Origin of the sequence: Phytobacter sp. V69 (assembly GCF_965644215.1) — a bacterium.
Classification (GTDB): domain Bacteria; phylum Pseudomonadota; class Gammaproteobacteria; order Enterobacterales; family Enterobacteriaceae; genus Phytobacter.
This window is the reverse complement of the sequence record NZ_CBFFRL010000014.1, coordinates 1-14,720: the sequence shown is the minus strand read 5'-3', so window position 1 is coordinate 14,720 and position 14,720 is coordinate 1. Positions and strand designations below refer to the sequence as shown.

At 55.0% G+C, this 14,720-nt stretch carries 12 protein-coding genes and 5 pseudogenes; 5 read left to right on the top strand and 12 right to left on the bottom strand.

The genetic code is table 11. The features are described from left to right. Nucleotides 1-14 precede the first annotated feature (14 nt). From iscS to trmJ, 3 genes are all read right to left on the bottom strand, one after another. Nucleotides 15-1,229 carry a cysteine desulfurase gene (gene iscS / locus ACSZPU_RS03505; RefSeq protein ID WP_498995511.1) on the bottom strand — a complete coding sequence of 405 codons (1,215 nt, stop codon included), beginning with the start codon at nt 1,227-1,229 and terminating at the stop codon, nt 15-17. A 239-nt stretch (nt 1,230-1,468) separates the two neighbouring features. Continuing rightward, nucleotides 1,469-1,960, bottom strand: a complete 492-nt coding sequence (gene iscR / locus ACSZPU_RS03500; RefSeq protein WP_498995509.1) for a Fe-S cluster assembly transcriptional regulator IscR — start codon at nt 1,958-1,960, stop codon at nt 1,469-1,471. A gap of 217 nt (nt 1,961-2,177) precedes the next feature. Then, nucleotides 2,178-2,912, bottom strand: coding sequence for a tRNA (cytosine(32)/uridine(32)-2'-O)-methyltransferase TrmJ (gene trmJ, locus ACSZPU_RS03495; RefSeq protein WP_498995507.1), 735 nt, complete (start codon nt 2,910-2,912; stop codon nt 2,178-2,180). 118 nt (nt 2,913-3,030) lie between these two features. On the opposite strand from trmJ, the gene suhB reads away from it, so the two are divergent. Then, a complete protein-coding gene (gene suhB / locus ACSZPU_RS03490) occupies nt 3,031-3,834 on the top strand; it encodes an inositol-1-monophosphatase (protein ID WP_498995505.1) in 804 nt (267 codons plus the stop codon). Between the two features lie 53 nt (nt 3,835-3,887). Here suhB and ACSZPU_RS03485 read toward each other — a convergent pair whose 3' ends face one another. Together ACSZPU_RS03485 and ACSZPU_RS03480 are read right to left on the bottom strand one after the other, a co-directional pair. Next, nucleotides 3,888-4,868, bottom strand: coding sequence for a nickel/cobalt transporter (locus tag ACSZPU_RS03485; RefSeq protein WP_498995503.1), 981 nt, complete (start codon nt 4,866-4,868; stop codon nt 3,888-3,890). After that, entirely contained in the window at nt 4,859-5,497 is a 639-nt protein-coding gene (locus tag ACSZPU_RS03480; RefSeq protein WP_498995501.1) for a DUF1007 family protein, read from the bottom strand. Before ACSZPU_RS03480 ends, ACSZPU_RS03485 begins: the two co-directional genes overlap by 10 nt. 124 nt (nt 5,498-5,621) lie before the next feature. Here ACSZPU_RS03480 and csiE point away from each other — a divergent pair, with 124 nt between their 5' ends. After that, entirely contained in the window at nt 5,622-6,899 is a 1,278-nt protein-coding gene (csiE, locus tag ACSZPU_RS03475) for a stationary phase inducible protein CsiE (RefSeq protein WP_498995499.1), read from the top strand. On the opposite strand, the gene ACSZPU_RS03470 is transcribed toward csiE, so the two are convergent. The 4 genes and pseudogenes from ACSZPU_RS03470 to ACSZPU_RS03455 form a co-directional block, all read right to left on the bottom strand. Continuing rightward, a complete protein-coding gene (locus ACSZPU_RS03470) occupies nt 6,896-8,035 on the bottom strand; it encodes a 3-phenylpropionate MFS transporter (protein WP_498995497.1) in 1,140 nt (379 codons plus the stop codon). The two genes, csiE and ACSZPU_RS03470, sit on opposite strands and share 4 nt — an antisense overlap. 100 nt (nt 8,036-8,135) lie before the next feature. Continuing rightward, nucleotides 8,136-8,999, bottom strand: coding sequence for an aldose 1-epimerase (locus ACSZPU_RS03465; protein ID WP_498995562.1), 864 nt, complete (start codon nt 8,997-8,999; stop codon nt 8,136-8,138). 11 nt (nt 9,000-9,010) lie between these two features. Next, a pseudogene (locus tag ACSZPU_RS03460) lies at nt 9,011-9,331 on the bottom strand (alcohol dehydrogenase); the annotation flags it as partial. Then, nucleotides 9,329-9,943 (bottom strand): annotated as a pseudogene (locus ACSZPU_RS03455) (DUF5107 domain-containing protein); the annotation flags it as partial. The pseudogenes ACSZPU_RS03460 and ACSZPU_RS03455, both read right to left, overlap by 3 nt. A 116-nt stretch (nt 9,944-10,059) precedes the next feature. Here ACSZPU_RS03455 and ACSZPU_RS03450 point away from each other — a divergent pair. Then, nucleotides 10,060-11,228 (top strand): annotated as a pseudogene (locus tag ACSZPU_RS03450) (ROK family protein). On the opposite strand, the gene rcnR reads toward ACSZPU_RS03450, so the two are convergent. Further along, nucleotides 11,225-11,497, bottom strand: a complete 273-nt coding sequence (gene rcnR, locus ACSZPU_RS03445) for a Ni(II)/Co(II)-binding transcriptional repressor RcnR (protein ID WP_498995494.1) — start codon at nt 11,495-11,497, stop codon at nt 11,225-11,227. The pseudogene ACSZPU_RS03450 and the gene rcnR sit on opposite strands and share 4 nt — an antisense overlap. Nucleotides 11,498-11,639: 142 nt before the next feature. On the opposite strand from rcnR, the gene ACSZPU_RS03440 reads away from it, so the two are divergent. Further along, nucleotides 11,640-12,494, top strand: a complete 855-nt coding sequence (locus ACSZPU_RS03440) for a nickel/cobalt efflux protein RcnA (protein WP_498995492.1) — start codon at nt 11,640-11,642, stop codon at nt 12,492-12,494. Between the two features lie 53 nt (nt 12,495-12,547). Here ACSZPU_RS03440 and glyA read toward each other — a convergent pair whose 3' ends face one another. Beyond that, nucleotides 12,548-13,801 (bottom strand): serine hydroxymethyltransferase, encoded by a 1,254-nt coding sequence (glyA, locus tag ACSZPU_RS03435; protein ID WP_498995489.1) that lies wholly within the window; start codon nt 13,799-13,801, stop codon nt 12,548-12,550. A 319-nt stretch (nt 13,802-14,120) separates the two neighbouring features. Here glyA and ACSZPU_RS03430 point away from each other — a divergent pair. Beyond that, a pseudogene (locus ACSZPU_RS03430) lies at nt 14,121-14,618 on the top strand (globin domain-containing protein); the annotation flags it as partial. 10 nt (nt 14,619-14,628) lie between these two features. Here ACSZPU_RS03430 and ACSZPU_RS03425 read toward each other — a convergent pair. Then, nucleotides 14,629-14,720: pseudogene (locus ACSZPU_RS03425) on the bottom strand (IS5/IS1182 family transposase); the annotation flags it as partial.

Here is a 14,720-nt window from a genome sequence, read left to right as displayed (position 1 = left end):
GATTCCGCTACCGATTAGTGATGTGACCATTCAATGCTGTTCAAATCCACGCCCTGTTTGAACATTTCCCACAGCGGAGAAAGGTCGCGCAGACGGCCGATAGAGTTGCGAACCAGCTTGATGGTGTAGTCAATCTCTTCTTCGGTAGTGAAACGACCTAAAGAGAAACGAATGGAGCTGTGTGCCAGCTCGTCAGTCATACCCAGCGCACGCAGTACGTAGGATGGTTCCAGGCTTGCGGATGTACACGCAGAACCGGAGGAAACCGCCAGGTCTTTGAGCGCCATAATCAGCGACTCGCCTTCAACGTAGTTAAAGCTCACGTTGAGGATGTTCGGTGCGCCCTGCTCGAGATCCCCGTTCAGGTAGACCTCTTCCATATCTTTCACGCCTTCCCACAGACGGTTACGCAGACCGCGCAGACGCGCCATCTCGGTTTCCATCTCTTCTTTCGCGATACGGTAAGCTTCGCCCATACCGACGATCTGGTGGACAGGCAGGGTACCAGAACGCATGCCGCGCTCGTGACCGCCGCCATGCATTTGCGCTTCGATGCGGATACGCGGTTTACGACGCACGTACAGTGCGCCAATCCCTTTCGGACCGTAGATTTTGTGGCCGGAGAAGGACATCAGATCCACTTTCAGCTGGCTCATGTCGATAGGCAGTTTGCCCACGCTCTGAGTCGCATCAACGTGATAGATGATGCCACGCGCACGGCACATTTCACCGATGGTCGCGATGTCCTGCACCACGCCGATCTCGTTGTTCACGTGCATGATGGAAACCAGAATGGTGTCATCACGCATCGCGGCTTCGAGCTCTTTCAGGTCGATAATGCCGTTGCTTTGCGGAGAAAGGTAGGTAACCTCGAAACCTTCACGCTCGAGCTGGCGACAGGTGTCCAGCACGGCTTTGTGTTCGGTTTTGCTGGTAATAACGTGCTTGCCTTTTTTCTGATAAAAGTTGGCCGCACCTTTAATTGCCAGGTTGTCAGATTCGGTAGCACCGGAGGTGAAAACAATTTCACGCGGGTCAGCGCCGACCAGCTCAGCAATCTGATTACGGGCGATATCAACCGCCTCTTCAGCATGCCAGCCAAAACGGTGTGAACGGGAAGCTGGGTTACCAAAGTTTCCGTCCAGAGTCAGACACTGCATCATTTTCTCAGCAACACGCGGGTCCACCGGCGTGGTTGCGGAGTAATCGAGATAGATCGGTAATTTCATTGCTCTATAAACTCCGTACATCACTCAAATGCAATGAACCAGGCTTTCGGTCGGATGTTCAGCCGTTATACGGGGTGATTTTTCACCCCGGCCTGATTCTGAATTCTTTTACGCTTCATCCTTCGGGCTGCCTCGTCGTTGGCTGCCTTCCCTCACCCCAGTCACTTACTTGAGTAAGTTCCGGGGGTTCACTCAGTTGCCGCCTTGACGCAACCCGAATGATCTTGCGTATTTTTATGTTATGCGCGCAGTTTGACGTCGATAGCGTCCTGACCGCGGGTCGTGCGATGGGATTCGTGCGTATGTTGACGATCGGACACATCAAGGATTTCCTGGTTATTAACCAGCTCACCCAGGGTGATGTTGTTCAGGAAATCGGTCAGACGATCGCTCAGGTCCCGCCACAGCGCATGGGTCAGGCATTTGTCGCCGCCCTGGCAGCCGCTTTTACCCTGGCAACGGGTTGCATCAACAGATTCATCAACGGCACTGATGACTTCACCGACAGCGATACTGCCCGCTTCTTTACCCAGTAGATAACCGCCGCCCGGGCCACGCACGCTGGCCACAAGGCCATTTTTGCGCAAGCGAGAGAACAGTTGTTCCAGATAAGAGAGGGAAATTCCCTGACGTTCGGAAATATCAGCCAACGGTACCGGGCCCGTTTCTGAGTTGAGCGCAACGTCCAGCATTGCGGTCACGGCATAACGCCCTTTAGATGTCAGTCTCATGTCTTAACTTAGCCTCAAACTCGCCCCTGCCCGGGGTTTTTATTAAAATTTAAAATAATGTCGCATAGCAGGGGCAAGTCTGACATTCCTGACTAAATTGGTCAACTATTTACTTGACTGTTTTAGTCAGGTATTTGTCGATACGTGCCGTTTTGCTTTGAGGCAGTTTTATCCCCTCTCCGGCAGGAAAGGGGCACGCAAGGAAAGTTCAGTAAGGTTACTGTTTTTCCTGAGTTTTCTGCTCGATTGACGCCAGCATCCCGCGCAGAATATTAAGCTCCTGGCTTTCCGGACGCGCACGTGTGAAGAGGCGGCGCAGCTTGTTCATTACCTGGCCTGGGTGGCTTTCACGGATAAATCCGGTGGAGAGCAGCGTCTTTTCCAGGTGGCCATAGAAGCGTTCCAGATCATCCACCAGCGGATACGGCGTCTCTTCATTTTCTGCTGTTTCACCACTTTCCTGAGTCGCCAGCCACGCCATACGTACTTCGTAAGCGATAACCTGTACTGCCATCGCCAGATTCAGCGAGCTGTACTCCGGGTTGGCAGCAATAGCGACGTGATAATGGCATTTTTGCAGTTCGTCGTTGGTCAGGCCAACGCGTTCGCGGCCAAATACCAGCGCAACCGGCGCGTGTTGCGCTTCGGATACGCTTTTTAAGCCACACTCACGCGGGTCGAGCATCGGCCACGGCAGCGTACGCGAGCGGGCACTGGTGCCGACGACGAGGCTACAGCCAGCCAGCGCTTCGTCGAGGGTATCGACGATTTGCGCGTTGCCAATCACATCGCTGGCACCTGCGGCCAGAGCGATCGCCTGAGAGTCTGGTTTGACCAGCGGGTTCACCAGCCACAGGTTGGTTAAGCCCATCGTTTTCATTGCGCGGGCGACGGAGCCCATATTGCCGGTGTGAGAGGTTTCAACCAGCACGATTCGAATATTTTGCAGCATAGTTTTTCTACGGCTAAAGAATATTTGTGCATATTATCATAAACCGAAGACATATTCCGAATACGCTGCTATCATACGCGCCGTTTTCCCGTTCTTTAACATCCAGTGAGAGAGACCGATGCATCCGATGCTGACCATCGCCGTGCGCGCAGCGCGCAAGGCGGGTAATTTAATTGCCAAACACTACGAAACACCAGACTCCGTAGAATCCAGCCAGAAAGGCAGCAATGATTTCGTGACTAACGTTGATAAAGCCGCAGAAGCAGTGATTATCGACACTATCCGCAAATCTTACCCGCAACACACCATTATCACCGAAGAAAGCGGTGAGCATGAAGGCACAGATCAGGATGTTCAATGGGTTATCGATCCACTGGATGGCACCACCAACTTCATTAAACGCCTCCCACATTTCTCTGTTTCTATCGCCGTGCGCATTAAAGGCCGCACCGAAGTCGCGGTCGTTTACGATCTGATGCGTAATGAACTCTTCACTGCAACCCGTGGTCAGGGCGCACAGTTGAACGGCTACCGTCTGCGTGGCAGCATTGCTCGCGACCTGGATGGCACCATTCTGGCGACCGGCTTCCCGTTCAAAGTGAAACAGCACGCACCAGCCTATATCAACATCGTCGGTAAACTGTTTACCGAATGTGCAGACTTCCGTCGCACCGGTTCTGCTGCACTGGACCTGGCCTATGTGGCTGCGGGCCGCGTTGACGGTTTCTTCGAAATCGGCCTGAAACCGTGGGACTTTGCTGCTGGCGAACTGCTGGTACGTGAAGCGGGCGGTCTGGTCTGCGATTTCACCGGCGGTCATAACTACATGACAACCGGTAACATCGTTGCAGGTAACCCGCGCGTAGTGAAAGCCATGCTGGCAAGCATGCGCGAAGAGCTGAGCGAAGCACTGAAGCGTTAATGTCAGATAACCGCTTGCAGCCAGGCTGCAAGCGGTCTATTTACTCAGGCCAGTCAAAACGGCCGCAGCCCTCTTCCCATCAGTTCCGCACTGAGCCACATCACAATTGATGCGGTGACAAGAATCGCCCCACCCGCCAGCGCAAGCGTCGTCCAGCCAACCTGTTTCCATAATGCAGGCGCTTTATTCGCACTCAATTTCACCGCCAGTTGGCGAAAACTGTGCACCAGCAGGGCCAGCGTTGAGATGGTTAATGATGTCCCGGCGGCCATCGCCATTGCCGAAGCAACACCCCAGCCAAAGACGCCAATCACTTTACTGAACAGCAGCTCCATGATCGCCCCAGAGCAGGGTCGCATCCCCATTGAGAGAATGATCATCAAACGCGCGCGCCAGTCATCCCCCTGTTGCAGTTGTTCGGCGGTGGGCAGATGCTGGTGCCCGCAGCCACAGTGTTCATGATGCTCATGGTGAGGAGTAAATGCAGTAAACGTGGGTTTGCGTAAAAGGCCACGCAGCTTTTTAACCGCACGCCAGCAGAGCAAGACGCCCAGCACCCCCACCAGCGCATAGCTACATTTTTCCAGCCAGAAGCTGCTTAAGTGCAGCTGGCGAGCCGGAAGCGCCAGCACGCTTAACACAACAAAGACCAGCGTAACCGCCACCAGCCCTTGCAATAAGGAAGAGGCCAGCGTCAGTCCAATACTGGATTTCAGTCGCGAAGGATGGGTCGCAAGCCAGGTGGTGATCACCACTTTGCCATGTCCCGGCCCCAGCGCATGCAGTACGCCGTACATAAAACTGACCATCAGCAGCGAACCACCCGCTGCGGTTGGGTTTTCCGCCACGGCCTGAATCAGGGCGCTCATCTGCCGGTTAAACCCGCGCTGCCAGCTTACGCTTTCGCGAAGAACCTGCGGCCAGGCATACCACAGCCACAGTACGCCTCCCAATGCGAACAGTATAAAGAGGGCAAGCGGCCACCACTGGCGCCAGCGACGCTGCGGACGGCGCGTTGTTGCAATTACGGACATTGTACGGTCACCGTCTGTGCGAATTGTTTACCCAGCTGCATGTCTTCCTCCGGAGCGTCCGCTTTATCCAGTGATTGCGCATAGTTCAGCACATCTTCCCCCGGATTCGGCGTTTTAACTGTAAGCTTACATGTCTTTTGCACGGCATCCGGCAGCGTGGCATCGCTCTCTTTGGCGTAGCTCATGTCGACAAAATAGGTCGGATCGTAGGTGGAAATAGTATAGGTCTGCCCGGTCAGCGGCTGCGGTTCCGCCAGCGGCATCACAAAAGTCAGCACCGCCTTGTGCCCTTCCCTCGCCAGGCCATAGCTCAACGGTCGATTTTGAAATTTTACTTTTTGCCCGTTATGCCAGACCTCAGTGAAGTAATGCTGCCCCAGCACGTTGGCCATCACTTCCGCCGCCAGTTTTTTCCAAATCTCATCGCCCGGTTTGGCGTCACCCGCGTCGTAGAGCAGGTCTGCGGAGGTGATCTCATCCATCGTCCAGCGCATACTCAGCCCGCTCCACAGCCCGTTATCCACCACCAGCTGTGTTTTCATACGGATAAAGCTGTGCGGATGCGCCAGCGCAGCGGATGATAAAAATGCGAGAAAGAGCCCAAAAGCGCATTGTTTAACTGCTTGCATGTATTCCTCACGAGAAAAATTCTGTGATGCTCTCCGGCAATCCTGAAGGAAAGGGCTGCGGCTGCGCTTTCACCGAACATACCTTTAGCTATTCTTATCAGACAACCTTTCTGGAGCCTGACAGATGACAATCGAAATGACACCGCCATCTGTGCTCTCCAGTCCGCAGCGCCGCTGCCAGGTGCTTTTGATGCTCGCACTCCCTGGGCACACTGTCACCACGGAAATCATACGCGCCATGAATGGCGTGGACGAAGAGGTCGCCCGACAGGATATTGCCGATACCGACCACGAAATCCAGCGTTTTCATCGGCTGAACATTACGTCCCGACAGGACGGCAGCTACCGGATTGAAGGCACAGCACTCGACCAACGTTTATGCCTGCTGCAATTGCTACGGCGTGGGCTGCGCTTATGTCCGCATTTTATCACTCAGCACTATGCCCCTGCGCTCAAAGCTGCCCTCAAACAACAGGGGGTTGCCCGCACGCTGTATGATGACACCAATTTGCGCGCGCTGATTAACCTCTGCGCCCGACGCTTAGAGCGTTCGTTTGAATGCCGCGACGTTCAGTTTCTGCGCCTTTATCTCCAGTACTGCCTGCTGCAAAGCCACTACGGATTTACGCCGGAGTTTAACCCGGTTCAGCAGGCATGGACACAGATGCGCGCAGAATACGCGGCGGCACATGAAATCGTGCGTCACTGGCGCCGTCGTGTTACGGCCCTGCCGCCTGGCAACGAACATGCGTTTCTCTCACTGCTGTTTATGATGCTGCGCACGCCGGATCCGCTCAACGACAGCCAGCAGCAGGACAAACGCCTGCAGCGCGCCGTTTCTCATATGATTGTCCGCTTTCGCGCGCTGGCTGGTTTGCGTTTCAGCGATGAGCAGGGGCTGGCGGCACAGCTCTATGTCCATCTGGCCCAGGCGCTGGATCGCAATCTCTTTGGTATCGGGATTGATGACAGCCTGCAGGAAGAAATTTTCCGCCTCTATCCACGGCTGGTTCGTACTGCCCGTGAAGCCTTGATAGTAGTGGAAAAAGAGTACGGGCTGCATTTTAGCGATGAAGAGACGGGGCTGGTGGCGGTGATTTTCGGTGCCTGGCTGATGCAGGAAAGCGACCTGCATGAAAAACAGGTCGTGCTACTCACCGGCAATGAGCCGGAGCGCGAACAGGAGATTGAATTGCAGTTGCGCGAGCTGACGCTGCTGCCGCTCAATATAAAGTACCTGCCGCTGCAGGATTTTCAGAAGCAGGGCGCACCGCGAGATGTGACGCTAATTGTGACCCCATATGCCACCCCGCTTCCGCTGTTTTCACCGCCGCTGATTCATGCAGATCGCCCGCTGACCGGACATCAGCAGGCACATATCCGCGATATGCTCGAAGCTTAAGGCTGAGCGGTAACCTTCGGGCGTAAGAACAGCGCCGGAACAACCAGCAGCGCCATCACCCAGAACAGCCCCTGATGAAGATGCTGGTACAGGAAGCCGGATATCATGGTCATCAGGGCAATACTCCCGCCCATCGCCACCGCGGAATAGACTGCCTGCAACCGGATAATTTCGCTCTCTTTACGTGCCGCAATGTAGCGCATCCCCGCCAGATGACAGACGGTAAAGGTGCCGCAATGGAGAATTTGTACCACGATCAGCCACGGCAGCTCGGTCGTCCATCCCATCAATCCCCAACGAACCAGGCCACTGAACGCGGAAAGCAGCAGCAGATCGCGGGCACCAAAGCGGCGGAACAGGCGGTTACTGAGGGTAAACACGACGACTTCGGCGACCACGCCCAGCGACCACAAATAGCCCACAGTTGACGCGGAGTACCCGGCCTCCTGCCAGTAGAGCGCACTAAAGCCGTAATAGGCCGCATGCGCGCCCTGTAGCAGCGATACGCAGGCGAGAAAACGCCAGTTTTTCACGATCAGCTCGCGCCAGGCCTGCCAGCCCGTGGCATCCTGATGGCGCATCTCCCCTTGCGGCAGAATCGACGGGCGAATCAGCATACCCAGCAGCATAGAGACAACGCCGAGGGTCAGCATCGCTAGCACGGCGCGGTAATCAAACTCGCTGACCAGCTTGCCGGTGGCGGCCGAACCAATCACAAAGGCAATAGAACCCCAGACGCGCACCCGGCCATAGTCCATCGGGAACTGTTTTTGCCAGGTGTTAGCCAGCGCATCAGTCAGCGGCACCAGCGGGGAGAAAAAGAGGTTAAACCCGACGATCACCACCATCAGCCAGGCCACGTTAGTCCCGGCCCAGAACGCAAGTGCAAACACCAGCGTGATCAGCGCCAGGATACGTAAGGCTTTAATAAGCAGAGAAGGATTACTGACGCGTGGAGCAATCAGCAGGCTACCAAGAAAACGGGCGACCAGACCTGCGCCAAGCAAAATACCGATGGTTTCCGGCGTAAGCCCCGTCCCTTTGAGCCAGACGCTCCAGAAGGGCAGAAAGATGCCGTAGCTAAAAAAATAGGTGAAATAAGCGAGCGCCAGCCAGCGCGTTGACTGCAAAACCATGATTCCCTCCTGAATGAGGCGATAGTCTGGAGGGAAACCGGCAACCTTGCAAGTAACAGTGCGATAACATGCCTGCCCGGCGACGAGCAGGCATGTTTTTTCAGGAAAGCCGCTCAAGTACCATCGTCTGACTCAGGCTTTCACCCGGTTTTAACGCGGTCAGGCTTCCGCCCTGTGGCCGACGATGATCGTCCGGCGCGTGGCTCATCGGCTCAATACAGAAGAAATCGAACGCGTAGCCTTTAGCAAACTCAGGGTCAGAGACAAACACAAAATAACAAGGCGCAGGCGGTTCGGTTATCATCCGCAGTCCATATTGTTCCTGCCTGATAAGTGCTTCACCGTCCCAGCCCGCAAAACCGTTATTCACCCACTGGCGCGGCAGCGCATTTGCCCGATTGAAATCCAGCCATTCCGGCAACGCCTCCTGATATTCCCCCGCCAGCCACTGTTCGCGCTCCAGCCAGTAGCCTGACGCTTTCGCCTGCAAGCGCGTGTCACCCGTCAGCGGAAAATAAGGATGCCAGCCGAGGCCAAACGGCAGCGTCTCCTCACCCTCGTTGGTCACAGTAAGCGTCACGGTGAGCGCAGACACCGTAAGCTGAAAGTGCTGCTGCGCAAGATAGCGATAGACGCCCTGCGTATGCCGATATACCAGCGTTAACGCGTCCGCTGATTTCTGCTCGCACGTCCAGTGATTCAGCCAGCCATCCCCGTGGAGATAGTGGCTGTCCCACGCCACGTTTGGTGCCAGGGCGTACGCCTTTCCCTCCCAGGCAAAGGCGTTACCGCTGACCCGATTACCAAAAGGCACCAGTGGGAAGCAGGAGGACTCCACCGCTTCGCCGCTCTGTTTGCCGGGGCGCAGCAACGGTGTGTCATGGTGCCAGAAACCTTCAATTGTACCGCCCTGCTCTGACACCGCGAGCCGCAACGCCCCGTGCTGTAAGCTATGAATGGTCATCATGCGCCTCGTCATTCAGGGAAATTGATAACCACTTTGCCGCACTTGCCGCTCGCCATCAGAGCGTAGGCGTCGCCCGCCTGCTCAAGGGAGAAACGGTGGGTGATGGCGTTGCGCGGCCACAGTTTCCAGTCGGTCAGATCATGCGCGCATTTTTCCATATGGAACAGGCTGGTAACCCAGGAGCCAATAATGCGCCGCTGATGGTGCATCAGGTCGGCGCTGAGTTCGAATTCCACTTTGCCGGTTTCACCAATGTAGACCACACGGCCCCAGTCGGCGGTGGATTGCAATGCCAGCAGTCGCCCGGCGGCGTTGCCGGAGCAGTCGAAGACGCTCTGATGATCGTCGCCGCCTTTAACCGCCGGGTTGGCCCACCACAGGAAATGGCGCGGCGTGGCGTTGCCGTTATAAACCCGGCTGCCAATTTCCAGCGCAGCTCTGTCCGGGCGCAGGGTGAAACCGGTCATCACCTGCAAACCGTGCATCGGCTCGGTTTCGCCCACCCACACCGTCTTGCTGCCGTCTTCATGTTCTTCAAACGTGCAGTCCACCGGCATATAGGTGGTCGGGCGATGATGCTGCGGCCAATTGAATTCGATGTCCCCGGAGATCCACGGGCCGAGTAACCCCACCAGCGCCGGTTTGATCACCTCATTGTGATAAACGAAGTCGCGCTGTTTGACCTTGTCGAAGGCTTTTTGCACGCGCCCGCCCAGCTCCGGCAGGATCATAATTTTCAGGTAGTCGTTTTCCAGCCAGACCGCCTGCCACGCTTTTTCTGTTTTGCTGTCGCTTAGCGTATCAGTCACGCCATAAGGGTAAACAGCCCCCGTAGCCCCCTGGTAAACACGGTTTTCCAGAAACATGGGGTGAACATCCTGCGAACCGGTTTCGTACGTGGGAATGACGACTGTTTCACGCCAGACTTTTAAGGGTTCCATATTGCCCTCTTAATTGACCAGACATACTAAAATGTGGATTTGTGGGCAGTCTGACAGACAAAGAAACGACGTTTCGCACAATAATCACGCAATAAACTAAACGAGATTTAGTAAACATGAGCATCTGCATTAACAACCAACAGATTCGCCGGATTAATAAATGTGTGGTGCTTGAGCTCCTCTACCGTGAAAAACGGGCCAGCAAATCAACCCTGGCGCGGCTGGCGCAGGTCTCTATTCCGGCTATCAGTAATATTCTTGAAGAGCTGGCAGCAGAAAACCGCGTGTTAAATGTGATGGAAGAAAAGCCCTCGCGCGGGCACAGCAGCGGGACCTGGCTTATCGCGCCGGAAGGAGACTGGACGCTGTGCATGAACATCACGCCCACCAGCATTGAATGCCAGCTTGCCAACGCCTGCATGAGTCCGAAGGGGGAGTATGAACGCCATACCCTGAATGCCCCTCATCCTCAGGCACTGCTGACGGCGATTGAACAGTGCTGGCATCGGTACCGGAAAGCCTGGCCGGGGCACAAAATCAACCTTGCGCTCGGCGTACACGGGCAGGTCGACCCGGTGAGGCACCCTGGAGTGAGCCAGTTGAACTGAAATATTTGCTGGAAGAAAAGCTTGGTATTCGCGTGCTGGTGGATAACGACTGCGTGATGCTGGCGCTGGCGGAGAAGTGGCAAAACCCCGGCCAGGAGCGCGATTTCTGCGTCATCAACGTCGATTACGGCATTGGTTCGTCGTTTGTGATTAACGAGCGGATTTACCGCGGAACGCTCTACGGCAGCGGGCAGATCGGTCACACCATTATCAACCCGGACGGCGCGGCCTGCGATTGTGGGCGCTATGGCTGCCTTGAAACCGTCGCCTCACTGAGTGCGCTGAAAAAGCAGGCACGGATATGGCTGAAGTCGCAGCCTGCGCCGATGCTGGATCCTGAGACTCTCACTACATCACAACTTATCGCCGCCTGGCAGGCAGGTGATATGCGCATCGCGGCCTGGGTAGAGAACGCCGCCAGCGCCATTGGCCTGAGTTTGTATAACTTCCTCAATATACTTAATATCAACCAGATATGGCTTTATGGCCGAAGCTGTGCGTTTGGGGAACACTGGCTGAGCACTATCGTCCAGCAGACCGGTCTGAACCCGTTCGATCAGGGTGGGAATCCGCGCATTAAGGCCACGCAGATTGAGATGGGGCGTCTAAATCGCGCGCAGCAAATTATGGGTATTGGCTATTTGTACGTTGAGGCGCTGCTCAATGAAATGCACTAGCGAATATACGAATCCAGCACGTTGAGCACCACCGCCAAATCTTCTTCACGCTTCACTTCATCATTCTCATGCACGATGTGGTCGGTCAGATGGCCTTTGATCACTTCGCGCATCAGACCGTTCACCGCACCACGAATGGCGGCGATTTGCTGCAAAACCTGCGCACATTCATGGGGTTCATCGAGCATCTTTTTCAGTGCCGCAACCTGCCCCTCAATCTTACTCGCCCGTGCTTTGAGCTTTTTCTTATCCCGAATGGTATGCGACATACTGACCTCATTTCGCTTCTGCTGAGTGAAAAAATCATATCACAGAACAACTGGGGGGGAGTTTATTTCTACTGGGGGGTAGTATTATCTACTGGGGGGGGAGTAGATTGAAAAAAGATAACTATTAGCGAGAATTATTCTCATGACCGATTTTGCGTCACTCTTTCAGCAAGGAAATGCCTGGTTTTTTATTCCGAGCGCCATTCTTCTCGGAGCCCTCCACGGGCTGGAGCCGGGTCACTCGAAGACCATGATGGCGGCCTTTATTATTGCCATTAAGGGCACGGTCAAACAGGCCGTGATGTTAGGCCTGGCGGCGACCCTCTCGCATACCGCCATTGTCTGGCTCATCGCTCTGGGCGGGATGTACATCAGCCGCCAGTTCACCGCCGAATCCGTAGAACCCTGGCTACAAGTTTTCTCTGCGGTGGTCATCCTCGGTACCGCTGCGTGGATGTTCTGGCGAACCTGGCAGGGGGAGCACCAGTGGCACGCGGGTCATCATCATGAAAACCACACGCATGCCGCGCCCCAAAGCCTGCTGATGCAGCCGGTGAAGACCGTGGTCAGCCAGCAGCCACAAATCCTCACACTGCGTAAGCTTACCAAAGAAGAAGAGTATCAGGATGCCCATGAGCGGGCGCATGCGCGGGACATTGAGCGCCGTTTTACCGGGACTGAGGTCACTAACGGGCAGATTCTGCTGTTCGGTCTGACAGGCGGATTAATTCCCTGCCCGGCGGCAATTACCGTGCTGCTTATCTGCATTCAGCTTAAAGCATTGACGCTGGGGGCCACCATGGTGGTCTGCTTCAGTATTGGGCTGGCGCTAACCCTGGTCGCGGTTGGTGTGGGAGCAGCAGTAAGCGTGCAGCAGGCGGCAAAACGCTGGTCCGGATTTAATACGCTTGCGCGACGTGCGCCGTATTTCTCCAGCGTATTGATTGCACTGGTGGGGGTTTATATGGGCATTCACGGGTACGCGGGGCTACGCTGACGCCATAAAAAAGGCCGCTGAGCGGCCTTTTTCAATTTCATCACGGCTCGCGCTTACGCGTAAACCGGGAAGCGAGCACAGATAGCCAGCACTTTCGCTTTAACGCTTTCGATAACCGCTTCATCGTTGATGCTGTCCAGCACGTCACACATCCAGCCAGCCAGCTCTTTCACTTCGGCTTCTTTGAAGCCGCGGCGAGTCACAGCCGGGGAACCGATACGGATACCGGACGTTACGAACGGGCTCTTAGGATCGTTCGGTACGCTGTTTTTGTTGACGGTGATGTTCGCACGACCCAACGCAGCATCTGCTTCTTTACCGGTCAGGTTTTTATCAACCAGATCCAGCAGGAACAGGTGGTTTTCAGTACCGCCAGAAACCACTTTATAGCTACGGTTCAGGAACACTTCCACCATCGCTTTGGCGTTTTTCGCAACCTGCTGCTGGTAAACTTTGAACTCCGGCTCCATCGCTTCTTTCAGTGCCACCGCTTTACCGGCGATCACATGCATCAGCGGGCCGCCCTGTGCGCTTGGGAATACAGCGGAGTTCAGTTTTTTGTACAGCTCTTCGTCACCGCCTTTCGCCAGGATCAGACCGCCACGCGGACCCGCCAGGGTTTTGTGCGTGGTGGTGGTCACAACGTGAGCGTGTGGAACCGGGTTCGGATAAACGTCTGCAGCGATCAGACCTGCGACGTGCGCCATATCAACGAACAGATATGCGCCGATGCTGTCGGCGATTTCACGCATTTTTGCCCAATCAACGATGCCGGAGTAAGCAGAGAAACCGCCGATAATCATCTTCGGTTTGTGGGTCTGCGCCAGCTTCGCCATCTCGTCGTAGTCAATTTTACCGGACTCATCAATGCCGTAAGGCACGATGTTGTACAGTTTACCGGAGAAGTTTACCGGGGAACCGTGCGTCAGGTGGCCGCCTTGCGCCAGGTTCATACCCAGAACGGTATCGCCCGGCTGCAGCAGTGCGGTATAGACCGCGAAGTTAGCCTGAGAGCCTGAGTGCGGCTGCACGTTAGCGTAGTCAGCGCCAAACAATTCTTTCGCGCGGTCGATCGCCAGCTGCTCTACGATATCAACATACTCGCAACCACCGTAGTAGCGTTTGCCCGGGTAGCCTTCGGCATATTTGTTAGTCAGCTGAGAGCCCTGCGCCTGCATTACACGCGGACTGGTGTAGTTCTCGGAGGCGATCAGTTCAATGTGTTCTTCCTGACGTACTTTTTCCTGCTCCATCGCCTGCCACAGTTCGGCATCATAATCGGCAATGTTCATTTCACGTTTTAACATCCGCATCTCCTGCTCAGCTAACAATAAAGCAACTCAAATTTGAGGGCCCGTTTTGGGTGACGGCTCACAGTATAACTGATTCATATCGCGATAACAGGTCTTGACAAAGGTTTTTACGCAAACGATTGGCTCCACGCTGGACAAGGGTTTGAGAGATAATGTTCTTTGCCGTAGCAACGGAATTCTTTTCACGTTTGTGATGCAACTTGTTCACGTTTGAAATCCACTTTCCCCTCCCTCCCCCCCTTTACAACACCTTCGTTTCACCTATAAGATGCATTTAAAATACATCTTATAAATCACCAAACAGGAAGCAATCATGCTTGACGTACAAACCATCGCAACGGTGAAAGCCACCATTCCCCTGCTGCTGGAAACCGGTCCTAAACTGACCGCGCATTTTTATGATCGGATGTTTACCCACAATCCCGAGCTCAAAGAAATTTTCAACATGAGCAACCAGCGTAACGGCGACCAACGGGAAGCGCTGTTCAATGCCATCGCCGCCTACGCCAGTAACCTGGACAACCTCGCCACCCTGCTGCCTGCGGTGGAAAAGATTGCCCAGAAGCACACCAGCTTTCAGATCCAACCCGCCCAGTACGACATTGTCGGTCATCACTTGCTGGCGACCCTTGACGAGATGTTCAGCCCCGGCCAGGAAATACTGGACGCATGGGGTAAAGCCTACGGCGTGCTGGCGGGCGTGTTTATCCAGCGAGAAGCGCAGCTGTATAGCGAAAATGCGAGCAAAACCGGCGGCTGGGAAGGCACTCGCCCGTTCCGTCTGGTCGCCAAAACCGCGCAAAGCGCCTTAGATAGCGTCGTCACAAGATTTTAGTCCAGAGAGCGATGCATCTGATCTGGACGGCAGCGAGAAATGAGGCCGTATTTTTTGCGTAGCGCGTTGCAATACCCC

Excerpts from the sequence above, each read along its gene's own strand:
- iscS (WP_498995511.1), bottom strand. The coding sequence starts at position 1,229 with ATGAAATTACCGATCTATCTCGATTACTCCGCAACCACGCCGGTGGAC.
- iscR (WP_498995509.1), bottom strand. The coding sequence starts at position 1,960 with ATGAGACTGACATCTAAAGGGCGTTATGCCGTGACCGCAATGCTGGAC.
- trmJ (WP_498995507.1), bottom strand. The coding sequence starts at position 2,912 with ATGCTGCAAAATATTCGAATCGTGCTGGTTGAAACCTCTCACACCGGC.
- suhB (WP_498995505.1), top strand. The coding sequence starts at position 3,031 with ATGCATCCGATGCTGACCATCGCCGTGCGCGCAGCGCGCAAGGCGGGT.
- ACSZPU_RS03485 (WP_498995503.1), bottom strand. The coding sequence starts at position 4,868 with ATGTCCGTAATTGCAACAACGCGCCGTCCGCAGCGTCGCTGGCGCCAG.
- ACSZPU_RS03480 (WP_498995501.1), bottom strand. The coding sequence starts at position 5,497 with ATGCAAGCAGTTAAACAATGCGCTTTTGGGCTCTTTCTCGCATTTTTA.
- csiE (WP_498995499.1), top strand. The coding sequence starts at position 5,622 with ATGACAATCGAAATGACACCGCCATCTGTGCTCTCCAGTCCGCAGCGC.
- ACSZPU_RS03470 (WP_498995497.1), bottom strand. The coding sequence starts at position 8,035 with ATGGTTTTGCAGTCAACGCGCTGGCTGGCGCTCGCTTATTTCACCTAT.
- ACSZPU_RS03465 (WP_498995562.1), bottom strand. The coding sequence starts at position 8,999 with ATGACCATTCATAGCTTACAGCACGGGGCGTTGCGGCTCGCGGTGTCA.
- rcnR (WP_498995494.1), bottom strand. The coding sequence starts at position 11,497 with ATGTCGCATACCATTCGGGATAAGAAAAAGCTCAAAGCACGGGCGAGT.
- ACSZPU_RS03440 (WP_498995492.1), top strand. The coding sequence starts at position 11,640 with ATGACCGATTTTGCGTCACTCTTTCAGCAAGGAAATGCCTGGTTTTTT.
- glyA (WP_498995489.1), bottom strand. The coding sequence starts at position 13,801 with ATGTTAAAACGTGAAATGAACATTGCCGATTATGATGCCGAACTGTGG.